Source organism: Capillimicrobium parvum (assembly GCF_021172045.1).
GTDB classification, from domain to species: domain Bacteria; phylum Actinomycetota; class Thermoleophilia; order Solirubrobacterales; family Solirubrobacteraceae; genus Capillimicrobium; species Capillimicrobium parvum.
The window spans coordinates 5351537-5368639 of record NZ_CP087164.1 but is presented as its reverse complement, the minus strand read 5'-3'; the positions used below and the strand labels follow the sequence as shown (position 1 = coordinate 5368639).

The 17103-nt window shown below is 74.8% G+C and carries 14 protein-coding genes; 5 read left to right on the top strand and 9 right to left on the bottom strand.

Going from position 1 to position 17103, the window contains the following annotated elements; all coding sequences use genetic code 11:
* The first annotated feature begins 55 nt into the window (after positions 1-55).
* Positions 56-1429 (top strand): glycosyltransferase 87 family protein, encoded by a 1374-nt coding sequence (locus DSM104329_RS26100; protein ID WP_259312794.1) that lies wholly within the window; start codon positions 56-58, stop codon positions 1427-1429.
* 9 nt (positions 1430-1438) lie between these two features.
* Here the strand turns inward: DSM104329_RS26100 and DSM104329_RS26095 are convergent, their stop codons facing one another.
* The 7 genes from DSM104329_RS26095 to shc form a co-directional block, all read right to left on the bottom strand.
* On the bottom strand, positions 1439-1735 hold the full coding sequence (locus tag DSM104329_RS26095; RefSeq protein WP_259312793.1) for a GlsB/YeaQ/YmgE family stress response membrane protein: 297 nt from the start codon (positions 1733-1735) through the stop codon (positions 1439-1441).
* Positions 1736-1814: 79 nt separating this feature from the next.
* The gene (gene hpnH / locus DSM104329_RS26090; protein WP_407655861.1) at positions 1815-2819 is read right to left on the bottom strand and encodes an adenosyl-hopene transferase HpnH; all 1005 of its coding nucleotides are present in this window, start codon (positions 2817-2819) and stop codon (positions 1815-1817) included.
* Positions 2820-2828: 9 nt separating this feature from the next.
* The gene (ispH, locus tag DSM104329_RS26085; RefSeq protein WP_259312792.1) at positions 2829-4385 is read right to left on the bottom strand and encodes a 4-hydroxy-3-methylbut-2-enyl diphosphate reductase; all 1557 of its coding nucleotides are present in this window, start codon (positions 4383-4385) and stop codon (positions 2829-2831) included.
* Positions 4382-5746 carry a hydroxysqualene dehydroxylase HpnE gene (hpnE, locus tag DSM104329_RS26080; protein WP_259312791.1) on the bottom strand — a complete coding sequence of 455 codons (1365 nt, stop codon included), beginning with the start codon at positions 5744-5746 and terminating at the stop codon, positions 4382-4384. The genes ispH and hpnE overlap by 4 nt, the downstream gene beginning before the upstream one ends.
* Positions 5743-6603 carry a phytoene/squalene synthase family protein gene (locus DSM104329_RS26075; RefSeq protein ID WP_259312790.1) on the bottom strand — a complete coding sequence of 287 codons (861 nt, stop codon included), beginning with the start codon at positions 6601-6603 and terminating at the stop codon, positions 5743-5745. Before DSM104329_RS26075 ends, hpnE begins: the two co-directional genes overlap by 4 nt.
* Positions 6600-7472, bottom strand: coding sequence for a squalene synthase HpnC (gene hpnC, locus DSM104329_RS26070; RefSeq protein WP_259312789.1), 873 nt, complete (start codon positions 7470-7472; stop codon positions 6600-6602). The genes DSM104329_RS26075 and hpnC overlap by 4 nt, the downstream gene beginning before the upstream one ends.
* Positions 7460-9364 (bottom strand): squalene--hopene cyclase, encoded by a 1905-nt coding sequence (shc, locus tag DSM104329_RS26065; protein WP_259312788.1) that lies wholly within the window; start codon positions 9362-9364, stop codon positions 7460-7462. Before shc ends, hpnC begins: the two co-directional genes overlap by 13 nt.
* 121 nt (positions 9365-9485) lie before the next feature.
* Between shc and DSM104329_RS26060 the strand changes: the two genes are divergently transcribed.
* The gene (locus tag DSM104329_RS26060) at positions 9486-10760 is read left to right on the top strand and encodes a lamin tail domain-containing protein (RefSeq protein WP_259312787.1); all 1275 of its coding nucleotides are present in this window, start codon (positions 9486-9488) and stop codon (positions 10758-10760) included.
* Positions 10761-11420: 660 nt separating this feature from the next.
* Here DSM104329_RS26060 and wecB read toward each other — a convergent pair.
* Together wecB and DSM104329_RS26050 are read right to left on the bottom strand one after the other, a co-directional pair.
* Positions 11421-12482, bottom strand: coding sequence for a non-hydrolyzing UDP-N-acetylglucosamine 2-epimerase (gene wecB / locus DSM104329_RS26055; protein WP_259312786.1), 1062 nt, complete (start codon positions 12480-12482; stop codon positions 11421-11423).
* Positions 12483-12486: 4 nt separating this feature from the next.
* Positions 12487-13578 (bottom strand): DegT/DnrJ/EryC1/StrS family aminotransferase, encoded by a 1092-nt coding sequence (locus DSM104329_RS26050; protein ID WP_259312785.1) that lies wholly within the window; start codon positions 13576-13578, stop codon positions 12487-12489.
* 29 nt (positions 13579-13607) lie between these two features.
* Between DSM104329_RS26050 and DSM104329_RS26045 the strand changes: the two genes are divergently transcribed.
* From DSM104329_RS26045 to DSM104329_RS26035, 3 genes are read left to right on the top strand one after another with little or no spacing between them, the layout of a single operon-like run.
* Positions 13608-15047, top strand: coding sequence for an oligosaccharide flippase family protein (locus tag DSM104329_RS26045; protein ID WP_259312784.1), 1440 nt, complete (start codon positions 13608-13610; stop codon positions 15045-15047).
* Positions 15044-15976: a glycosyltransferase family 2 protein gene (locus DSM104329_RS26040; RefSeq protein ID WP_259312783.1), complete on the top strand. Its 933-nt coding sequence runs from the start codon at positions 15044-15046 to the stop codon at positions 15974-15976. The genes DSM104329_RS26045 and DSM104329_RS26040 overlap by 4 nt, the downstream gene beginning before the upstream one ends.
* Complete coding sequence (locus tag DSM104329_RS26035; protein ID WP_259312782.1) at positions 15973-17001, top strand: glycosyltransferase family 2 protein; 1029 nt, start codon at positions 15973-15975, stop codon at positions 16999-17001. The genes DSM104329_RS26040 and DSM104329_RS26035 overlap by 4 nt, the downstream gene beginning before the upstream one ends.
* The last annotated feature ends 102 nt before the right edge of the window (positions 17002-17103 follow it).

Sequence of the window (17103 nt, the reverse complement as noted above, 5' to 3'; positions counted from 1 at the left end):
GAGTCTAGGACCCGACGTCCGAAACGAGCCCCTCCACTAGGTTCCGGGGCCGCTCGTGAGCTCCTCGACCCTCAGCGGACCGCCCCCCGCGACCGCACGGCGGCGCGTGGCCGCCGTGCCGCCGACCGCCTGGATCCTCCTCGCCTGCTTCGCGCTGGCCACCCTCTCCCTGCTCGGCCCCAGCAGGGCGACCTACGACCCCACCGCCTGGCTCATCTGGGGCCGCGGCATCGTCGACTGGGACTTCCACACGACCTTCGGACCGTCCTGGAAGCCGCTGCCGGTGATCTTCACGACGCCGTTCGCCCTGTTCGGCGACGACGCGGCGCCGCTGCTGTGGCTCGTCGTCGCCCGGGCGGGCGGGCTGTTCGCGATCGCGCTCGGCTTCCGGCTCGCCGCGCGCCTGGGCGGCGTGCTCGCGGGGGTCGTCGCCGTCGTGGCGATGGTGCTCGCCGAGCAGTTCGTCTACAACTTCTGGCGCGGCAACTCGGAGGGCCTGCTCGTCGCGCTGTCGTTGTGGGCGATCGAGCGTCACCTGGACGGCCGCCGCTGGCAGGCGTTCGGCATCGCCGTCGCCGCGGGGCTCCTGCGGCCCGAGGTCTGGCCGTTCCTGGCCGTCTACGGCCTGTGGCTGATCTGGAAGGACTGGCGCGGGGCGCCGCCGTGGCGGACGATCGCGATCGTCGCCGGCTCGGGGATCGCCGTCATCGCTCTGTGGCTCGTGCCCGAGTACATCGGCTCCGGCGACTTCCTGCGTGCGGCGTCGCGCGCCCGCGAGCCGGTCGCGAACTCCCCGGCGCAGGCGGACCGGCCGTTCCTGGCGGTCTTCGAGAACTCCCACAGCGCATTGTCGATCCCCGTCTATGCGGGGGCGATCCTCGCCATCGCGTTCGCGGGGGTCGCCTGGCGGCGGCGGCGCCAGGACGGCCCCGTGCTCGCTATCGCGCTCATCGCGGCCGCGCTCATGGTCATCGTCGCGGTGTTCGCCGAGATCGGCTTCACCGGCAACCTGCGCTACGTGACGCTGCCGGCCGCGCTGGTCTGCGTTCTGGCCGGCGTCGGCTGGTCCCGCCTCCTCGGCGCGCTGCGCGGCCGCTTCGGGCTCGCCGTCGCCATCGGCGCGGGCGTCGTGGCGCTCGCCGCGAGCGCCGCGTTCGTCGTGCGCGACGCCAGGCGCTTCGGCGACGAGATGGACCAGATGCGCAGCGCCGCCAAGCTCTCGGAGGCGTTGCCCGCGGCGATCGATCGAGCGGGCGGCGAGGCCGCGATCAAGCGCTGCGGGCCGGTCTCCACCACCGCCCTGCAGACGCAGATCGTCGCGTACCTCCTGCACCTCCAGGAGGCGCACGTCGGCGCACCCCCCCGGCCCACCGGGACGCGGTTCCATCCGCGCGGGGAGGGCTGGGAGGTCAAGCAGACGTGCGGCTGAGCCGGGCGCCTACGCGGTGCGCGCGCCGCGTCCCCCGCCGCGGCCCCGCAGGAGCAGGTTCGCGAGCAGCAGGACGATCACCACTCCGATGATCGCGCTGAGGATGCCGCCGAGATCGAAGGCGTCGTCGTCGCCGATCCCGAGCACGCGCGTGAAGATGAGATAGCCGACGAACGCGCCGACCAGGCCGAGGACGATCGAGACGAGCCACGACGCCGGGCCGCGCATGTGCTCGAACGCGTCGTTGGGGACGAGCGCGCGGCCGATGACCCCGGCGACGAGCCCGAGGATGAGTGCGCCGATCATGTGATGAGACCTCCGGGTGGCTGGAACGGGAAGTTCCGCAGCGTTACCCGGATGCGGGCCTGGTCACCCGGGCGGGGCGTCAGCTGCGCACGAGCGCGCGCAGCGACTGCTTCGCCGAGTTCGCCGTCGCCATAACGGCCGTCGGCTCGTAGCCGCAGTGGGCCATGCAGTTGTCGCAGCGCGGGTCCTTGCCGCGGCCGTACTTGCTCCAGTCCGTCGTCTCCACGAGCTCCTTGTAGGTCTTCGTGTAGCCGTCGGCCATCAGGTAGCAGGGCTTCTGCCAGCCGAAGAGCGAGTAGCTCGGGATGCCCCACGGCGTGCACTCGTAGTCGACCTTGCCCTCGAGGAAGTCGAGGAACAGCGGGCTGTGGTTGAGGCGCCACTTCTTGCGCCGCCCGTCGGCGAACGCCGAGCGGAAGAGCTCGCGCGTCTGCTGCACGCCGAGGAAGTGGTCCTGGTCGGGCGCCTTCTCGTACGCGTAGGCCGGCGAGATCATCATGTCGTCGACCTCGAGCTCGTCGTTGAGGAAGTCGAGGACCGAGCGCACCGTCTCCGGCGAGTCCTGGGTGAAGAACGTCGTGTTCGTCGTGACGCGGAAGCCCCGCTCCTTGGCCAGCTTGATCGCCTCGACGGCCTTGTCGAACACCCCGGCGCGCGCGACGGACGCGTCGTGGCGCTCGCGCAGGCCGTCGATGTGCACGGCCCAGCTGAAGTACGGGCCCGGCGTGAAGAGGTCGAGCTTCTTCTTCATCAGCAGCGCGTTCGTGCATAGGTAGACGTACTTCTTGCGTGCGACCAGCTCGCCCACGATCTTGTCGATCTCCGGGTGGATGAGCGGCTCGCCGCCGGCGATCGACACCATCGGCGCCCCGCACTCCTCGACCGCCGCGACCGCCTGCTCGACGGGCATCCTCCGGCGCAGCTCGTGCTCGGGATGCTGGATCTTCCCGCAGCCCTCGCACGCGAGGTTGCATTGGAACAGCGGCTCGAGCTCGACGATCAGCGGGTACCTCTCGCGGCGCATGAGCTTCTGGCGCGCCAGGTAGCTGCCGACTCGCAAGCTCTGCCTCATCGATACGGGCATTCGGGTCCTCTAGTTCCTTCTCGATCGCCGCGGGGGCGGCTTGAACTGCACGTCTTCGGTGGTCACGGTTCGCTCGGACACCGTCACGCCGCCGAAGCCGGCGAGCGCGGACACGACGTCCTGCACCTGGCGCTCCGGCGCCGAGGCTCCGGCGGTGATGCCGACGCGTCGTGCGCCGGCCACGAAGGATGGTGGCAGGTCGGACGGCTCGTCGACCAGCAGCGCCGGGCAACCGGCGCGCTCGGCGACCTCCACGAGGCGGCGCGAGTTCGACGAGTTCGCCGAGCCGACGACGACGATGCGGTCGCAGTCGGAGGCCAGCGCCCGCACGCCGTCCTGGCGGTTCTGCGTGGCGTAGCAGATGTCGTCCGAGCTCGGGCCGATCAGCGCGGGGAAGCGGTCGCGCAGCGCGTCGACGACCCCCGCGGTCTCGTCGACCGCGAGCGTCGTCTGCGTCAGGTAGGCGACCCGCTCGGGGTCCTCGACGCGCAGCGTCTCGATCTCGTCCGCGCTGGCGATCACCTGGATGCGGTCGGGCGCCTCGCCCGTGGTCCCGTCGACCTCCTCGTGGCCCTCGTGGCCGACGAGGATGACGTCCATGCCCGCGCCGGCGAACCGGCGGGCCTCGGCGTGGACCTTGGCCACGAGCGGGCACGTCGCGTCGATGGCGTCGAGCCCGCGCTCGGCCGCCTGTTCGCGGACGGCGGGCGACACGCCGTGCGCGGAGAAGATGACGGTCGCGCCCGCGGGGACCTCGTCGAGCTCCTCCACGAAGATCGCCCCGCGGCGCTCGAGGTCCGCGACGACCCGGGCGTTGTGGACGATCTGGCGGCGCACGTAGACGGGCGGCCCGTGCTCGCGCAGGAGCCGCTCGACGGTGTCGACCGCGCGGACCACCCCGGCGCACGAGGCGCGCGGGGCGGCGAGGACGACCTCGCGCTCCATGAGCGCCTCGGCCCACTCGCGGGTCAGCGCGCAGGCGCGCCGCAGGACCCGCAGCGCCTTCGCGGTGCCGATTGCGGCGTGCCAGGGCCAGTGCAGCTCGCGCTCGGCGGTGTCGAGCACGACGCGCAGCGTGACGAGCGGCCGGCCCTTGGCCTCGGCCGCCAGCCACGCCGACTCCATGTCGACCGCGATCGCCCCGCTGCGGTGCAGTGCGCGCCGGCGCTCGCGCACGACCAGCCGCTGGCTCGAGGCGATCGGCCCGACGTGGACGCTCAGGCCGCCGCGGCGCAGGACACCCGCGAGGACCGACGGGTCGGCGCACTGCGTCGTGCCGGTCGGGCCGCGCAGCTCGCTGGCCAGGACGACGTCACCGGGGCGCAGCGACGGGTCAAGAGCGCCGCAGACGCCCGCGATGAGGACGGGGCCAGGGTCGATGCCGTGGGTGAGCGACGCGGCGCGCGCGGCGCGCTGGGGGCCCATGCCGAAGCGCTCGACCCGCGCCCACGGCGCGCCGCCCCGGGCGGCCGCGGCCTCGATGGACATCGGCGCGAGGATCAGAAGCTCGCGGCTGCGCGCGCTCGGCGCGGACGGCTCGCCGGTGCGCTCGGGGGCGACCGTCATGCCGCCACCGCCGTCACCGCGCCCGCGGCGGCGCGCGCCGCGGTGAGCGCCTCGCGCGCGGCGGCGTGGCCGCTGCGCACCGCGCTCTCCATCGTCGCCGGCCAGCCGGTGTCCGTCCACGCCCCGGCCAGCGCCAGCCCGGGCATGCCCGTACGCGGGCCCGGGCGCACCGACCGCACGCCGGGGCCGGGGCGGAACGTGGCGGCGTGCTCGCGCGTCACGAGGAAGCGCTCGACCCGCGCCCCGCGGGCCGCGGGCAGCAGCTCGGCCAGCGCCGGGACGAACCGCTCTCGCAGCGCGTCGGCGTCCATGGCGGCCTCCTCGTCGGCGCCCGACAGCGAGACGGCGACCAGCTGCCCGTGCTCGACCCCGGAGCCGTCCGTGCGGTCGAACAGCCACTGGACGGGCGAGCGAGCGGCGACTGCGAACGGCTCGTGAAGCACCCGGCGGTCGTAGGCGACGTGGAGGTTGACGATCGGCGAGCGGCCCAGCCGCTCGAGCGCGGCCGGATCGGCCAGCGCGCCGGGCGGCAGCAGCCCCGCGACCCGCTGCGACGGGAGGGCGACCACGACGGCGTCGGCCTCGATGCCGTCGGCCGGCCCCTCGACGAGGAACCCGGCGCCCGGGCGGGCCACGACGCGTTCGATCCGGGCGCCGAGCCGGACCTCGGCGCCGGCCGCGGCGAGCGCCCGTTGCGACGGTCCGTCGTGCAGGTCCGACAGCGGCACGCGCGCCCAGCCGATGTCCGCGGCGCTCGAGTGCTCGAGCAGGGCGGTGCGGAAGACGTACGCGGCCTGGGCGAGAGAGGCCTCGGCGGGATCGACGTTGAGCGTCGGCAGCCCGATGAGGCGCCAGACCGCCTCGATCTCCTCGGCGCCCTGGTCGTGCTCGGCCAGCCAGTCGCCGAACGAGCGCGCGTCGGCGAACGGGTCGTCGGGGTCGACCGAGCGCAGGGCGAGCATGGCCCGGGCCACGCGGACCTTTCCGGCGGCGCTCAGCAGCGGGAAGCGCGCCATCGACGCCGAGAGCTGGAGCGGAGCGGGCAGGCGGGTCCGGCTCAGGCGCGCCGGCCGGCGGCCGGGCACGAGCACGGGGATGTCCAGCCGCGGCTGGAGCACGACATCGCCGTCGGAGCCGATGCGCCGCAGGAGCGCGCGGTAGGCGCCGCAGCAGCGCAGGAAGACGTGCTGGCCGTTGTCGATGCGCAGGCCGTCGCGCTCGTAGGAGTACGCGGCGCCGCCGAGACGGGGCCGGACCTCGAGCAGCGTGACCTGCGCGCCGCCCTCGGCGCAGTCCAGCGCGGCCGTGATGCCGGCCAGGCCGCCGCCCACGACGGCGATGCGCGGCGCGCGCCCGGTCATGCGGCGCTCCTGGCGAGGCTGCTCGCGGCCACACGCGCCTTCTCCCAGCCCGACAGGGAGATGCGCCCGCGCGTCACGGCGAGCGGATCCTGCTCGATCCGCGACAGGATCCGCCGGTAGATGCCGGTCATGGCCAGCAGGCACGCGGTGCTGCGGCCGTCGAGCAGGGCGGTCAGCGCCATGCCGCGCGCGAACCACTCGCGGTTGCGCTGCGCCTCGAAGCGCACGAGCTGCTGGATCGCCGCCGGATCGCCGGAGACGGGATCGTCGAGGCCGAACCGGCGCAGGTCCTCGCCCGGGATGTAGATGCGGCCGTTGGCCAGGTCCTCGCGCACGTCACGAAGGATGTTCGTCAACTGCATCGCGATTCCCAGCTGCTCGGCGAGATCCATCGCGCGCTCGCGGTCGGTCGAGCCGAAGATCGCCACGCACAGGCGCCCGATCGACCCGGCGACGCAGATGCAGTAGTGGCGCAGTTCGTCGAAGGTCTCGTACGTCGTCCCGCGCACGTCGAGCTCGACGCCGTCGACGAGCTGATCGAACGCGTCGAGCGGCAGGTCGAAGCGCTCGCGCGCGTCGGCGAGCGCGATCAGCGTGTTGTCGGTGTGGCCGTTGAGGACGCCCGAGCGCAGGTGGGCGATGCCGTCGCGCTCGCGGGCCAGCGCGGCGAGCTTGGCGTCGTCGGGCATGGTGCCGTCGCCGATGTCGTCGACGCGGCGGGCGAACGCGTACGCGGCGCTCATCGCGCGGCGCTTGTCCGGCGGCAGCAGGCGGATCCCGTAGAAGAAGTTGGCCGCCTCGCGCCGGGTCGTCTCCTCGCAGGCGCGGTACGCGCCCTGGATCGTGGCGGTCTTCATCGCCGCATCTTTGCAAGCGCGCGGAAGGTTCCGATTGCGAGCGCCGTCTTGGACGGGCGCGGGCGCCGGCCGAGGACGTCCCAGCCCGCGGCCTCGAGCGCATCGAGGGCGACCCTGCCGCCGGCGACGAACCCGGCGACGGCGAACGCTGGGCGGCCCGGCAGGCTGCGGCCCAGCGGGATGCCGGCGGCGAGCAGTTCGCGGGCGCGCTCGGCCTCCAGGGCCATGACCGCCCGCAGCTCGGGGCCGGGCGACGGGGCCCGCAGGTGGTCCTCGGTGGCGCCGCAGGCCGTCATGTCGGCCCGCGGCAGGTAGATGCGGCCCGCGGCGAGGTCCTCCGCGACGTCCTGGAGGTGCTCGGTGACCTGCAGGCCCGCGCAGACGCGGTCCGACAGCGCGATCCGCTCCGGGGTCGCGCAGCCGAAGGCGTGCAGGACGAGCTCGCCCACGGGCGCCGCGGACAGGTCGCAGTAGCGCAGGAGCGCGGGGAAGTCCGCGTAGCGGGTCACGACCTGATCGGCCCGGTTGGCGGCGACGAGCCGGTCGAGGGGGCTGCGCGGGATGGTGCAGGCGCGCACGGTGGCGGCGAGCCGGACCATGAGGGCGTGGGTCGGCTGCTCGCCCGCGTAGATGGCGTCGAGCTCGGCGGCGACCCAGTCCAGGAGCGCGCCGCGGTCGCCCGGCGCCTCGTCGCCGATGTCGTCGACGAGGCGGGCGTAGCCGTAGATCGCGAGGAGGTGCTCGCGCTCGGCCGGAGCCAGTAGGCGGGTGGCGACCGGGAAGTTCTCGTGGGCCGCGCGGGCCATGACGGCGGCCGCCGACGGGGGTGCCATCGCCGCCGCGGCGTCCGCCGCGGTCACCGCAGGCATCGGCCCAGCGCCATGAGCGGGAACACCTGCCGGTACAGGCCGTAGTTGATGTAGAAGTCGCCCGGGAAGCCGGTGCCGGTGAACTGTGGCTCGTCCCAGCCGCCGTCGGGGCGCTGGGACGCGGCCAGCCAGGCCACGCCGCGCGCGACCGCGTCGCCGTCGCGCTCGCCGGCCGCCTCGAGCGCCAGGAGCGCCCACGCCGTCTGCGAGGCGGTGCTCTGGCCGCGGCCGATCCACGCCGGGTCGACGTAGGAGCGGGCGTCCTCGCCCCAGCCGCCGTCGGCGTTCTGGTGGGCGCCGAGCCAGTCGACGGCGCGCCGGATGGCCGGATCGCCCGCCGGGATGCCCGCCGCGACGAGCGCTGGGACGACCGCGCCCGTGCCGTAGACGTGGTTGATGCCCCAGCGGCCGAACCAGGAGCCGTCGGCTTCCTGGGCGTCGAGCAGCCAGCGGATGCCGCGCTGGGCGGCGGGATCGCTCGCGCGCCCCTCGAGCGCGAGCATCTCGACCACGTGGGCGGTGACGTCCGCGGACGGCGGGTCGATGACCGCCCCGAAGTCGCAGAACGGCAGCTGGACGCACAGCTCGCGGGTGTTGTCGGCGTCGAACGCGCCCCAGCCGCCGTCGTTGGACTGCATCCCGATCGCCCAGTCGATGCCGCGCCGGATGGCGGGCTCGGCGTCGGCGCCGGCCTCGCCGAGGCGCGTGCGCCGCAGGGCGAGCACGACCTCGGCCGTGTCGTCGATGTCCGGGTAGTTGTCGTTGGCGAACTCGAAGGCCCAGCCGCCCGGCTCGAGCGCAGGGCGGCGCACGGCCCAGTCGCCGCGCACGCGGACCTCCTCGGCGAGGGTCCAGCGCGCCGCGCGCGCGAGGTCCTCGTCGTCGGGCGGCACGCCGGCATCGGCCAGCGCGATCATCGCCAGCGCGGTGTCCCAGACGGGCGACTGGCACGCCTCGAGGCGGCGCTGGTCGCCCTCCTCGATGATGAACGTGTCGAGGCCGGCCAGGCCGGCGCGCATCACCGGATGGTCGTTCGGATAGCCGCGCACGCTGAGCGCCATGAGCGAGTACACCCACGGCGGCTGGATCCCGCCCCATGAGCCGTCGGCCTCCTGGCGGGCCACGATCCAGCGCTCCGCGCGGTCGAGGGCCATGCGCCGCAGCGGGCCGACCGGGTGGCGCTCGTAGCGGTGCAGGAGGTGGTCGAGCCAGCCGAGGCGCCCGGGCCAGTCGCGCAGCGACCTTCGGGGCGGCTGGATGGGACCGCCGCGGCGCAGCTCGTCGACGCCGACGGGCAGCGGGCGCTGCGGCCGGTACGCGCCGACGATCGTCAGCGGCGCGATCGTCTGGCGCGCCCAGCAGGCGAAGTCGTAGAGGTTCAGCGGGAACCACTTCGGCAGCAGGACCGCCTCGGGCACCATCGCCGGCACGTCGTCCCAGGACCACAGCCCGAAGAGCGCCAGCCAGATCCGGGTGAAGACGCGGGACGCCTCGAGACCGCCGCCGTCGAGGACGAACGCCGCCGCCTCGCGCATGTGCGCCGCGTCCGCGGGGTCGCCCGCCAGGCGCAGGGCGACCCACGCCTCGGCGGTCGTCGAGAGGTCGCCCGGCCCGCCGTGGAACGTCGCCCACGTCCCGTCGGGGCGCTGCTGCGAGCGGATCCAGCGGGCCGCCGCCGCGGTCTCGCGCTCGGTGCGCACGCCGAGGAACTCGCGCATGAGGAGGTCCTCGGCGTCCATCGTCACGTTCGTGTCCAGCGGCGCCTTCCACCAGCCGTCCGGCGCCTGTTGCGCGCGCAGGAACGCGACCCCGCGGGCCAGCGCCTCACGGGCGTCTGGCGGTGAAGCGGGGCGGGGGGAGACGGCGCTCGGAAGTTCTGGACCGACCGGCAAGACGCCAAGACCTTATCTCCGGGCCGGACGGGAACGACCCCCCGTTCAGCGGGGGGTTCCCGGTGAGAGCGCGATTGCACGACCGCAACGCACGCTGCCGATGTGGGTTCATGACTCGGTCATGCGCCGCTTGCTGCCGCTCCTCGTCCTCTTCTGCCTGCTCGTGTGCGCGAGCACGGCGGTCGCCCGCACGACCGGGCCATGCGTCGACGGCGAGACGAACGGGCCGCGCTGCTCGATCTGGGAGGGGCGGGTCCAGTGGGTCGACGACGGCGACACGCTGCACGTGAAGGTCGGCAGCCGCAGCTGGCACGTACGCGTCACGGGCATCAACGCCCAGGAGCTGACCGACTACAACTCGCGCCATCGGGCCGGCGAGTGCCACGCGGTGGAGGCCGCCGACCGGCTCGACCAGCTCGTCAAGGCCGCCAAGGGCCGCGTGCGCCTCACCGCCCAGGACGTGCGCAGCAACTCGCACGGCCGCCAGCGCCGTTCGGTCGCCGTGAAGCTCGGCGGCCGCTGGCGCGACGTCGGGCGCACGCTGCTCGCGGAGGGCCTGGCGCTCTGGATGCCCAACCGGACCGAGTGGGCGTGGAACCCGCGCTACAGCGTCCTCGCGGAGCAGGCGGCCGCGGCGCACGTCGGCATCTGGAACACGAGCGCCTGCGGACCGGGCCCGGACGACGGTCATCCCTTGAAGCTGTGGGTGAACTGGCAGAGCGACGGGACCGGCAGCCCGGACGGCGAGTGGGCCAGGCTGCGCAACCTCGATGCGGTCAACCCGCTCCCGCTGGGCGGCTGGGCGCTGCGCGACGCGATGCGCCGCCAGTACCGCTTCCCGTCGGGCACGGTGCTCGCGCCCGGCGGCGTGCTGACCGTCCACGTCGGCGAAGGCATCCGCGACGACGCGAACCTGTACTGGGGCCTCGACAAGCCCGTGTTCGACAACGTCGACCGCTCCCGCGAGTCCGGCGACGGCGCCTACCTCTTCGACCCGCAGGGCGACCTGCGCGCCTGGATGGTGTACCCGTGCCGGACGACGTGCGGCGACCCGAACCTGGGCATGCTCGAGCTCGGCGTCTCGCCGCGCGGAAATGAGTTCGTCAGCGTGCGCAACACGGGACCGGCGCCGATCGGCATGGAGGGCTACCGGCTGACGAGCGGAGCGCACACGTACGCGTTCGAGTCCGACGCGGTGCTGCAGCCGGGCGAGTCGCTGCGCGTCTACACGACGCGCGACTCCGACCGCGACCAGCCGCTGATCAAGGGCTGGAGCCAGATCTTCGGGATCCTGCGCGACAAGGGCGGCGACGTCCGGCTGAGCACGTTCACCGACAGCGTGCTGGCGTGCGTGGCATGGGGCGACGGGACCTGCGCGGGGGCGTCGAACCGGTAGGCGGCCGGGGCCGGGGCCGGGGCCGGGCCTGGGCCGGGGCCTGGGCCGGGGCCGCGTCGGGCCGCTTCGCGCTGGGCGGCGACGGGGACGGGGCGGAGGCCTCGTGCGCGCCGGTTCACGGGCCGGGCCCGGGCCTCGTTCACGCCGGTTCCCGGGCCAGGGTCCGGGCCTCGTGCGCGCCGGTTCACGGGCCGCTCCGCGCGGTCGAGTCGAGTTGACGTCTCGCCTGCGACGTCAACTCGACAGACGTTCGCCTTGACACACGCGCAGCGAACCGGTCCCTGTCGCGTTTCCGGCGTGGGGCGCCGTCAACGCGACAGGACCGGCGCCGCCGAGCCCGCCCGCCCCGCTCCACGACTCACCCCGTTCCCCGTCGTCGAGCCGTCCGCGGGGGCGGAGCCCGCCGGGCCGGCCGGGGCGGGAAGCGGCGCGGGTGGGCTGCGAGCCGCGTTCGCGCCGGTTCACGGGCTGCTCCAGACGCGCAGCGAACCGGTCCCTGTCGCGGTTCCGGCGTGGGGCGCCGTCAACGCGACAGGACCGGCGCCGCCGAGCCCGCCGGCCCCGCTCCACGACTCACCCCGTTCCCCGTCGTCGAGCCGTCCGCGGCGGCCGAGCCCGCCGAGCCCGCCGGGCCGGCCGGGGCGGGATGCAGCGCGCCGCCTACGGCAGCAGGTCGAGCGCGTCCACGACGCGCTCCGCGGCGTGTCCGTCGCCGTAGGGCTGCGGGTGCTCGCCGGGCAGCGGGCGGTCGAGCGCCTCGATCGCGCGCGCCGCGTCGAGGTCGACGAGGACGTTCCATCCGGAGTCGACCGTCTCCACCCACTCGGTCGTGTCGCGCAGCGTCACGCAGCGGGTGCGGGCGAGGAACGCCTCCTTCTGCACGCCGCCGGAATCGGTCAGCGCCGCGTGGGCGTGGACGAGCAGCGCGGTGAAGTCGAGGTAGCCGAGCGGCGGCGAGAGGATCACGCCGCCGGCGAGCTCGTCGAGCCACCCGGCCGCGGTCAGGCGCGCCCGGGTGCGCGGGTGCAGCGGCAGGACCACCGGGTACGGCACGGCGAGCAGCAGGTCGACGAGGAGCCGCAGGCGCGCGGGGTCGTCGACGTTCGCGGCGCGGTGCGTCGTGCAGACGACGAACTCGCCGGGGCGCACGCCGGCACGCTCCAGCGCGGCCACGTTCTCGCGCGCCCGCGGCCGGAAGAGGTCGGCGACGTCGACCATCACGTCGCCGACGTACATGATCCGCCCGCGCGGGTGCTCGCGCTTCAGGTTGTCCTCGGCCGTGCGTGACGGGACGAGCAGCAGGTCGCTGAGCGCGTCGGTCAGCACGCGGTTCTGCTCCTCGGGCATCGCCCAGTCCCACGACCGCATCCCGGCCTCGACGTGGGCGACCGGGATCCCGGCCTGCGCCGCGGCGATCCCACCGGTGAGCGTCGAGTTCGTGTCCCCGTAGACGAGCACGACGTCGGGGCGCTGCTCGGCGACGAGCGGGCCGAGGGCCGCGAGCTGCTTGGCGGTCTGCTCGGTGTTCGTGCCGCCGCCGAGGCCGAGCTGGATCTCGGGCCGGGGCACCCCGAGCTCGCGCTCGAAGATGGTGGAGAGCTCGTCGTCGAAGTGCTGGCCGGTGTGGACGAGCACCTCCTCGTGGCGGGCGCGCAGGACGCGCGACACGGCGGCGGCCTTGACCGACTGCGGCCGGTTGCCGAGGACGGTGAGGACGCGCACCGAGCTACGCGCCGGCCGCGAACCCGCGCACCGCGGCCACCACCTCGGCCGCCTGATCGGCGTCGAGCACCGCGCTCATGGGGATCGCCAGGTGCGTGCGGGCCACCTCCTCGGTGGCCGGGAGGTCGGCGCCGGCGCCGAGGCCGGCCATCGCGGGCTGGCGGTGGATCGGCACGCGGTAGTACGCCTTCTGGCCGATGCCGCGCGCCTCCAGGGCGCCGGCCAGGTCGTCCGCGCGCTCGTGCCTGACCACGTAGAGGTGCCACGCCGGATCGGCGCCGGGCGACGGCTGGGGCAGTGTGACGAGCTCGCCGAGCCCCGCCTCCGCGTAGTGGCGCCCCGCCGCGCGCCGTCCATCGGCCCAGCCGTCGAGCTGCGGCAGCAGCACGCGCAGGATCGCCGCCTGCAGCTCGTCGAGGCGCGAGTTGTAGCCGACGTGCTGGTAGGTGACCTTGTCGTAGGAGCCGTGGAAGCGCAGCATGCGCACGCGGTCGGCGATCTCGGCGTCGTTCGTCGTGATCATGCCGCCGTCGCCGAACCCGCCGAGGTTCTTTGACGGGAAGAAGGAGAACGTCGCGATCGTGCCCAGCCCGCCGGGCCGGCCGTGCACGTACGTCGTACCGGCGGCCTGCGCGGCGTCCTCCACGACCGGCACCCCGAGCGCCTCGATCTCCCGCACCGGGGCGACGTTGCCGAACAGGTCGACCGCGATGACCGCCTTCGTGCGCGGCGTCATCACGGCCTTCACGGTCTCCGGGGTCACGCAGAACGTGTCCGGGTCGACGTCGCAGAAGACGGGGGTCGCGCCGGTCGGCGGGATCGCCTCGGCGGACGCGTAGAAGGTGAAGGAGGGGACGACGACCTCGTCGCCGGGGCCGACGCCGAGCGCGCGCAGGGCGATCGTCAGCGCATCCGTGCCGTTGCCGACCCCGATGCCGTGTCCGGCGCCGCAGTAGGCGGCGAACTCCTGCTCGAAGGCGGAGACGTTCGGGCCGAGGATGTAGCGGCCGTCCTCGACGACCTCCTGCATGACCTCGAGCAGCCGCGGGCGCAGCGCTGCGAGGGGTGTCGACGTGTCGAAGAGCGGCACGGCCATGGCGCCGGCACACCCTAGTGTCACGCGCGGTGAGCGAGACGGACGTCCTCGACAGCCGGGACGCGGGACCCGCCGCGCTGCGCGGCAGCGCGCTGCGCAGCGGCGCCTATCTCGCCGGCGTCGCGCTGTCGATCGCCTCCGCCCCGCTGCTGATCCGCCACCTCGGGGTCGCGCGGTTCGGCCAGTACGTCACGGTCGTCTCCCTGATGAACCTCGTGGCGGGGGTGACCGAGGGCGGTCTGAACGCGATCGCGCTGCGCGAGTACGCGACGCTGCGCGGCGACGCGCGACGGGCCGCGCTGCGCGGCCTGATGGGGATCCGGCTGGCGCTCAGCCTCGTCGGCGTGGCGGTCGGCATCGCGTTCGCGCTCGTCGCCGGCTACGACTCGCCGCTCGTCGTGGGCGCGATCGGCGCCGGCGTGGGCGTGGTCTTCCAGGCCGTGCAGATGCTCGTCTCCGTCCCGCTGCAGGGCGAGCTGCGCTTCGGGTGGCTGTCGATCATGCAGCTCCTCGGGCAGGCGCTGACCGTCGCGCTGATCGTCGTGCTCGTTTTCGCCGACGCCGGCCTCGTGCCGTTCCTGTGGATCACCGCGCCGGTGGGCGCGTTGCTGCTCGGCCTGACCCTCGTGCTCGTGCGCGGCGAGATGCCGCTACGGCCCTCGCTGCGCTGGGCCGACATCTGGCCGCTGCTGCGCGACACGCTGCCCTACACCGCCGCGGTGGCGCTGAACGTCGTGTACTTCCGCGTGACGATCCTCGTCATGTCGGTCAGCGCGACGGAGCTCGAGACCGGCTACTTCGCGACCTCGTTCCGCGTGGTCGAGGTGCTGCTGACGATCCCGGCGCTCGTGGTCGGCGCGGCGTACCCGATCCTGGCCCGGGCCGCGGCCAACGACGACGCGCGCTTCGTCTACGCGATGCGGCGGATCCTCGAGCTGTCCCTGCTGCTCGGGACGTGGATGGCGATGTGCTGCGCGGTGGGCGCGCAGGTCGCGATCGACATCCTCGCGGGCGACCAGGCGCAGCCCGCCGTCGAGGTGCTGCGGATCCAGGGGCTCACGCTGATCGCCACGGGCCTGGCGGTCGGCGCCGGGTACGGGCTGCTGACGCTGCGCCGGTACCGCGAGCTGCTGTGGATGAACGCGCTCGCGCTGACCGGGAGCATCGTGCTCACGCTCGCGCTCGTCGGGCCGCTCGGGGCCAAGGGCGCGGCGATCGCCACGCTCGGGGCCGAGTCGGTCGGCGCGGCCGGCGTGCTGATCGCGCTGATCCACGCGCGGCCGGCGCTGGCGCGCGGGCTCGCGGGCGCGCCGCTCATCCTGCTCGTCGCGGGCGCCGCGGTGGCGGCCGGGCTCCTGACCGGGGTGCCGTCGCTCGTGGGGCTCGTCATCGGCAACGTCGTGTTCGTCGCCGGGCTGGTGCTCGTGCGGCGCTTCCCGCCCGAGGTCCGGGACGTCCTGAAGCGGTGAGGCCGGGGTCCCTCCACCAGCACGCTGCGACGGGCCTCGACGTGGTCATCGTCACCTTCGACACGCGCGAGGTGACGCTCGAGTGCCTCGCCCGGCTGGACCGCGGCCGCGCGATCGTCGTCGACAACGGGTCGACCGACGGCACGGCGGAGGCGGTCGCGGTGCGCTTCCCGCAGGCGGAGGTCGTGCGGCTCGAGCGCGGCGTGGGCTTCGCCGAGGCCTGCAACCGCGGCGCGGCCCGCGGGACGGCGGCGCTCGTGCTGTTCCTCAACAGCGACGTGCTCGCGCGGCCGGGGGCGCTGGACCGGCTCGTGGAGTCACTCGAGGCGCGGCCGGACGCGGTGGCGGCGGGCGGGCGGCTCGTCGATCCGGGCACCGACGCCACGCAGCCCGCGTACGCCCCGCAGCTGTACCCCGGGCTCGGCACGCTCGTCGCGCGGGTCACGGGGCTGGAGCTGCTGCGTCCCGGCGGCCCGGACCCGGCCATGCTCGCCGAGCGTGGCACCGTCGCCTGCGACCAGCCCGCCGGGGCCTGCATCCTCGTGCGGCGCGAGGCGCTGCACGCGGTCGGCGGCTTCGACGAGCGCTTCTGGTTCTGGTACGAGGACGTCGACCTCGCACGCCGCCTGCGCGCGCGCGGCGTCCTGCTGCACGTCGGCGGCGCGGTGTTCGAGCACCTCGGCGGCGGCACGTTCGCGGCGTGGGGGCGCGAGCGCGGGCTGCGCAGCCGGCTGCTCGGCATCGCCCACTACGCCGAGGTGCACCTGCCGCGCGGCGCGCGGCTGGTGCTGGGGCTCGCGCTGGCCGCGTCCGGCGCGGCGCGCGCGGCCACGTTCGCCGTCCTGGGCCGGCACGGTCTGGCCGCGGCGTGGTGGGAGGGCGCGCGACGCGGTGCCGCGCTCGCCGTCTCTAGCCTCCGGCGCCGATGAGCGCCCCCCGCCTGACCGCCGTGGTGCTGAACCTCGACGGCCGCGAGCTGCTCGAGCGGATGCTGCCGACGCTGGCCGCCCAGGACTCGGACGGCGCGCGCCACGTCCTGCTCGACGACGGGTCGGCCGACGGCTCGCCCGAGTGGGCGGCGGACGCCTTCGGCTGGCTGGAGGTCGTGCGCAACCCGGAGAATCTCGGCGTGACCCGGGCGTTCAACCGGGCGGTCGAGCTCGCGGCCGGCAGCGAGTACCTCGCGCTGCTCAACAACGACCTCGAGCTCGCGCCCGACTACCTGTCGCGGCTCGTCGCCGTCCTCGACGCACACCCCCGAGCGGCGGCGGTCATCGGGAAGATGCGCAGCGCGCGCGACCCGGCGCGGCTGGACGGCGCCGGCGACGCGCTGCAGTGGTCCAGCGCGGCGTCGCGGCGCGGCTACGGCGAGCCGGACGACGGCCGCTACGACGAGCCGGGCGAGGTGTTCAGCGCCTGCGGCGGCGCCGCCGTGTACCGGATGGCCGCGTTCGAGGACGTCGGCCCGTTCGACGGCGACTTCGTCGCGTACCTGGAGGACGTCGACTGGGGTTTCCGCGCGCGCCTGCGGGGCTGGACCGCCCGGTACGAGCCGTGCGCCGAGGTGCTGCACGTCGGCGGTGCGACGACCAGCCGCAACGCGCGCTACTACGGCCGCCTGCAGCGGCGCAACCAGCTGCTGCTCGTCCTCAAGGACTATCCGGCACGGGCGCTGGCGGTGCATGCGCCCGCGGTGGCGGGCCACCACCTCGCCTGGCTGGCGGCGAGCGCGCGCGACGGGATGCTCGGCGAGCACGTCCGCGCGCTGGGCGAGGTCGCGCGGATGCTGCCGGCGACGTGGCGCAAGCGCCGCACGATCCAGGCGGGCCGGCGCGTACCGGTCGCGGCGATCGACGCGGCGATGAGCCCGGAGCCGTGGGCGGGCGACACGCTCGGCGAGCGCGCCCGCTCGCTCGCCGCGGCCGCCGCGCCGCTCGTGCGCCGCCGACCCTGAGCGGCACGCCGGCCGCGCCGCCGCGCCGCGGTGGACGTCTGGGCGTCCGGGCGTCCAGGCCCGCTGAGCGGGCGCCAGCGCCCATACGGCAACAGTCCGGCG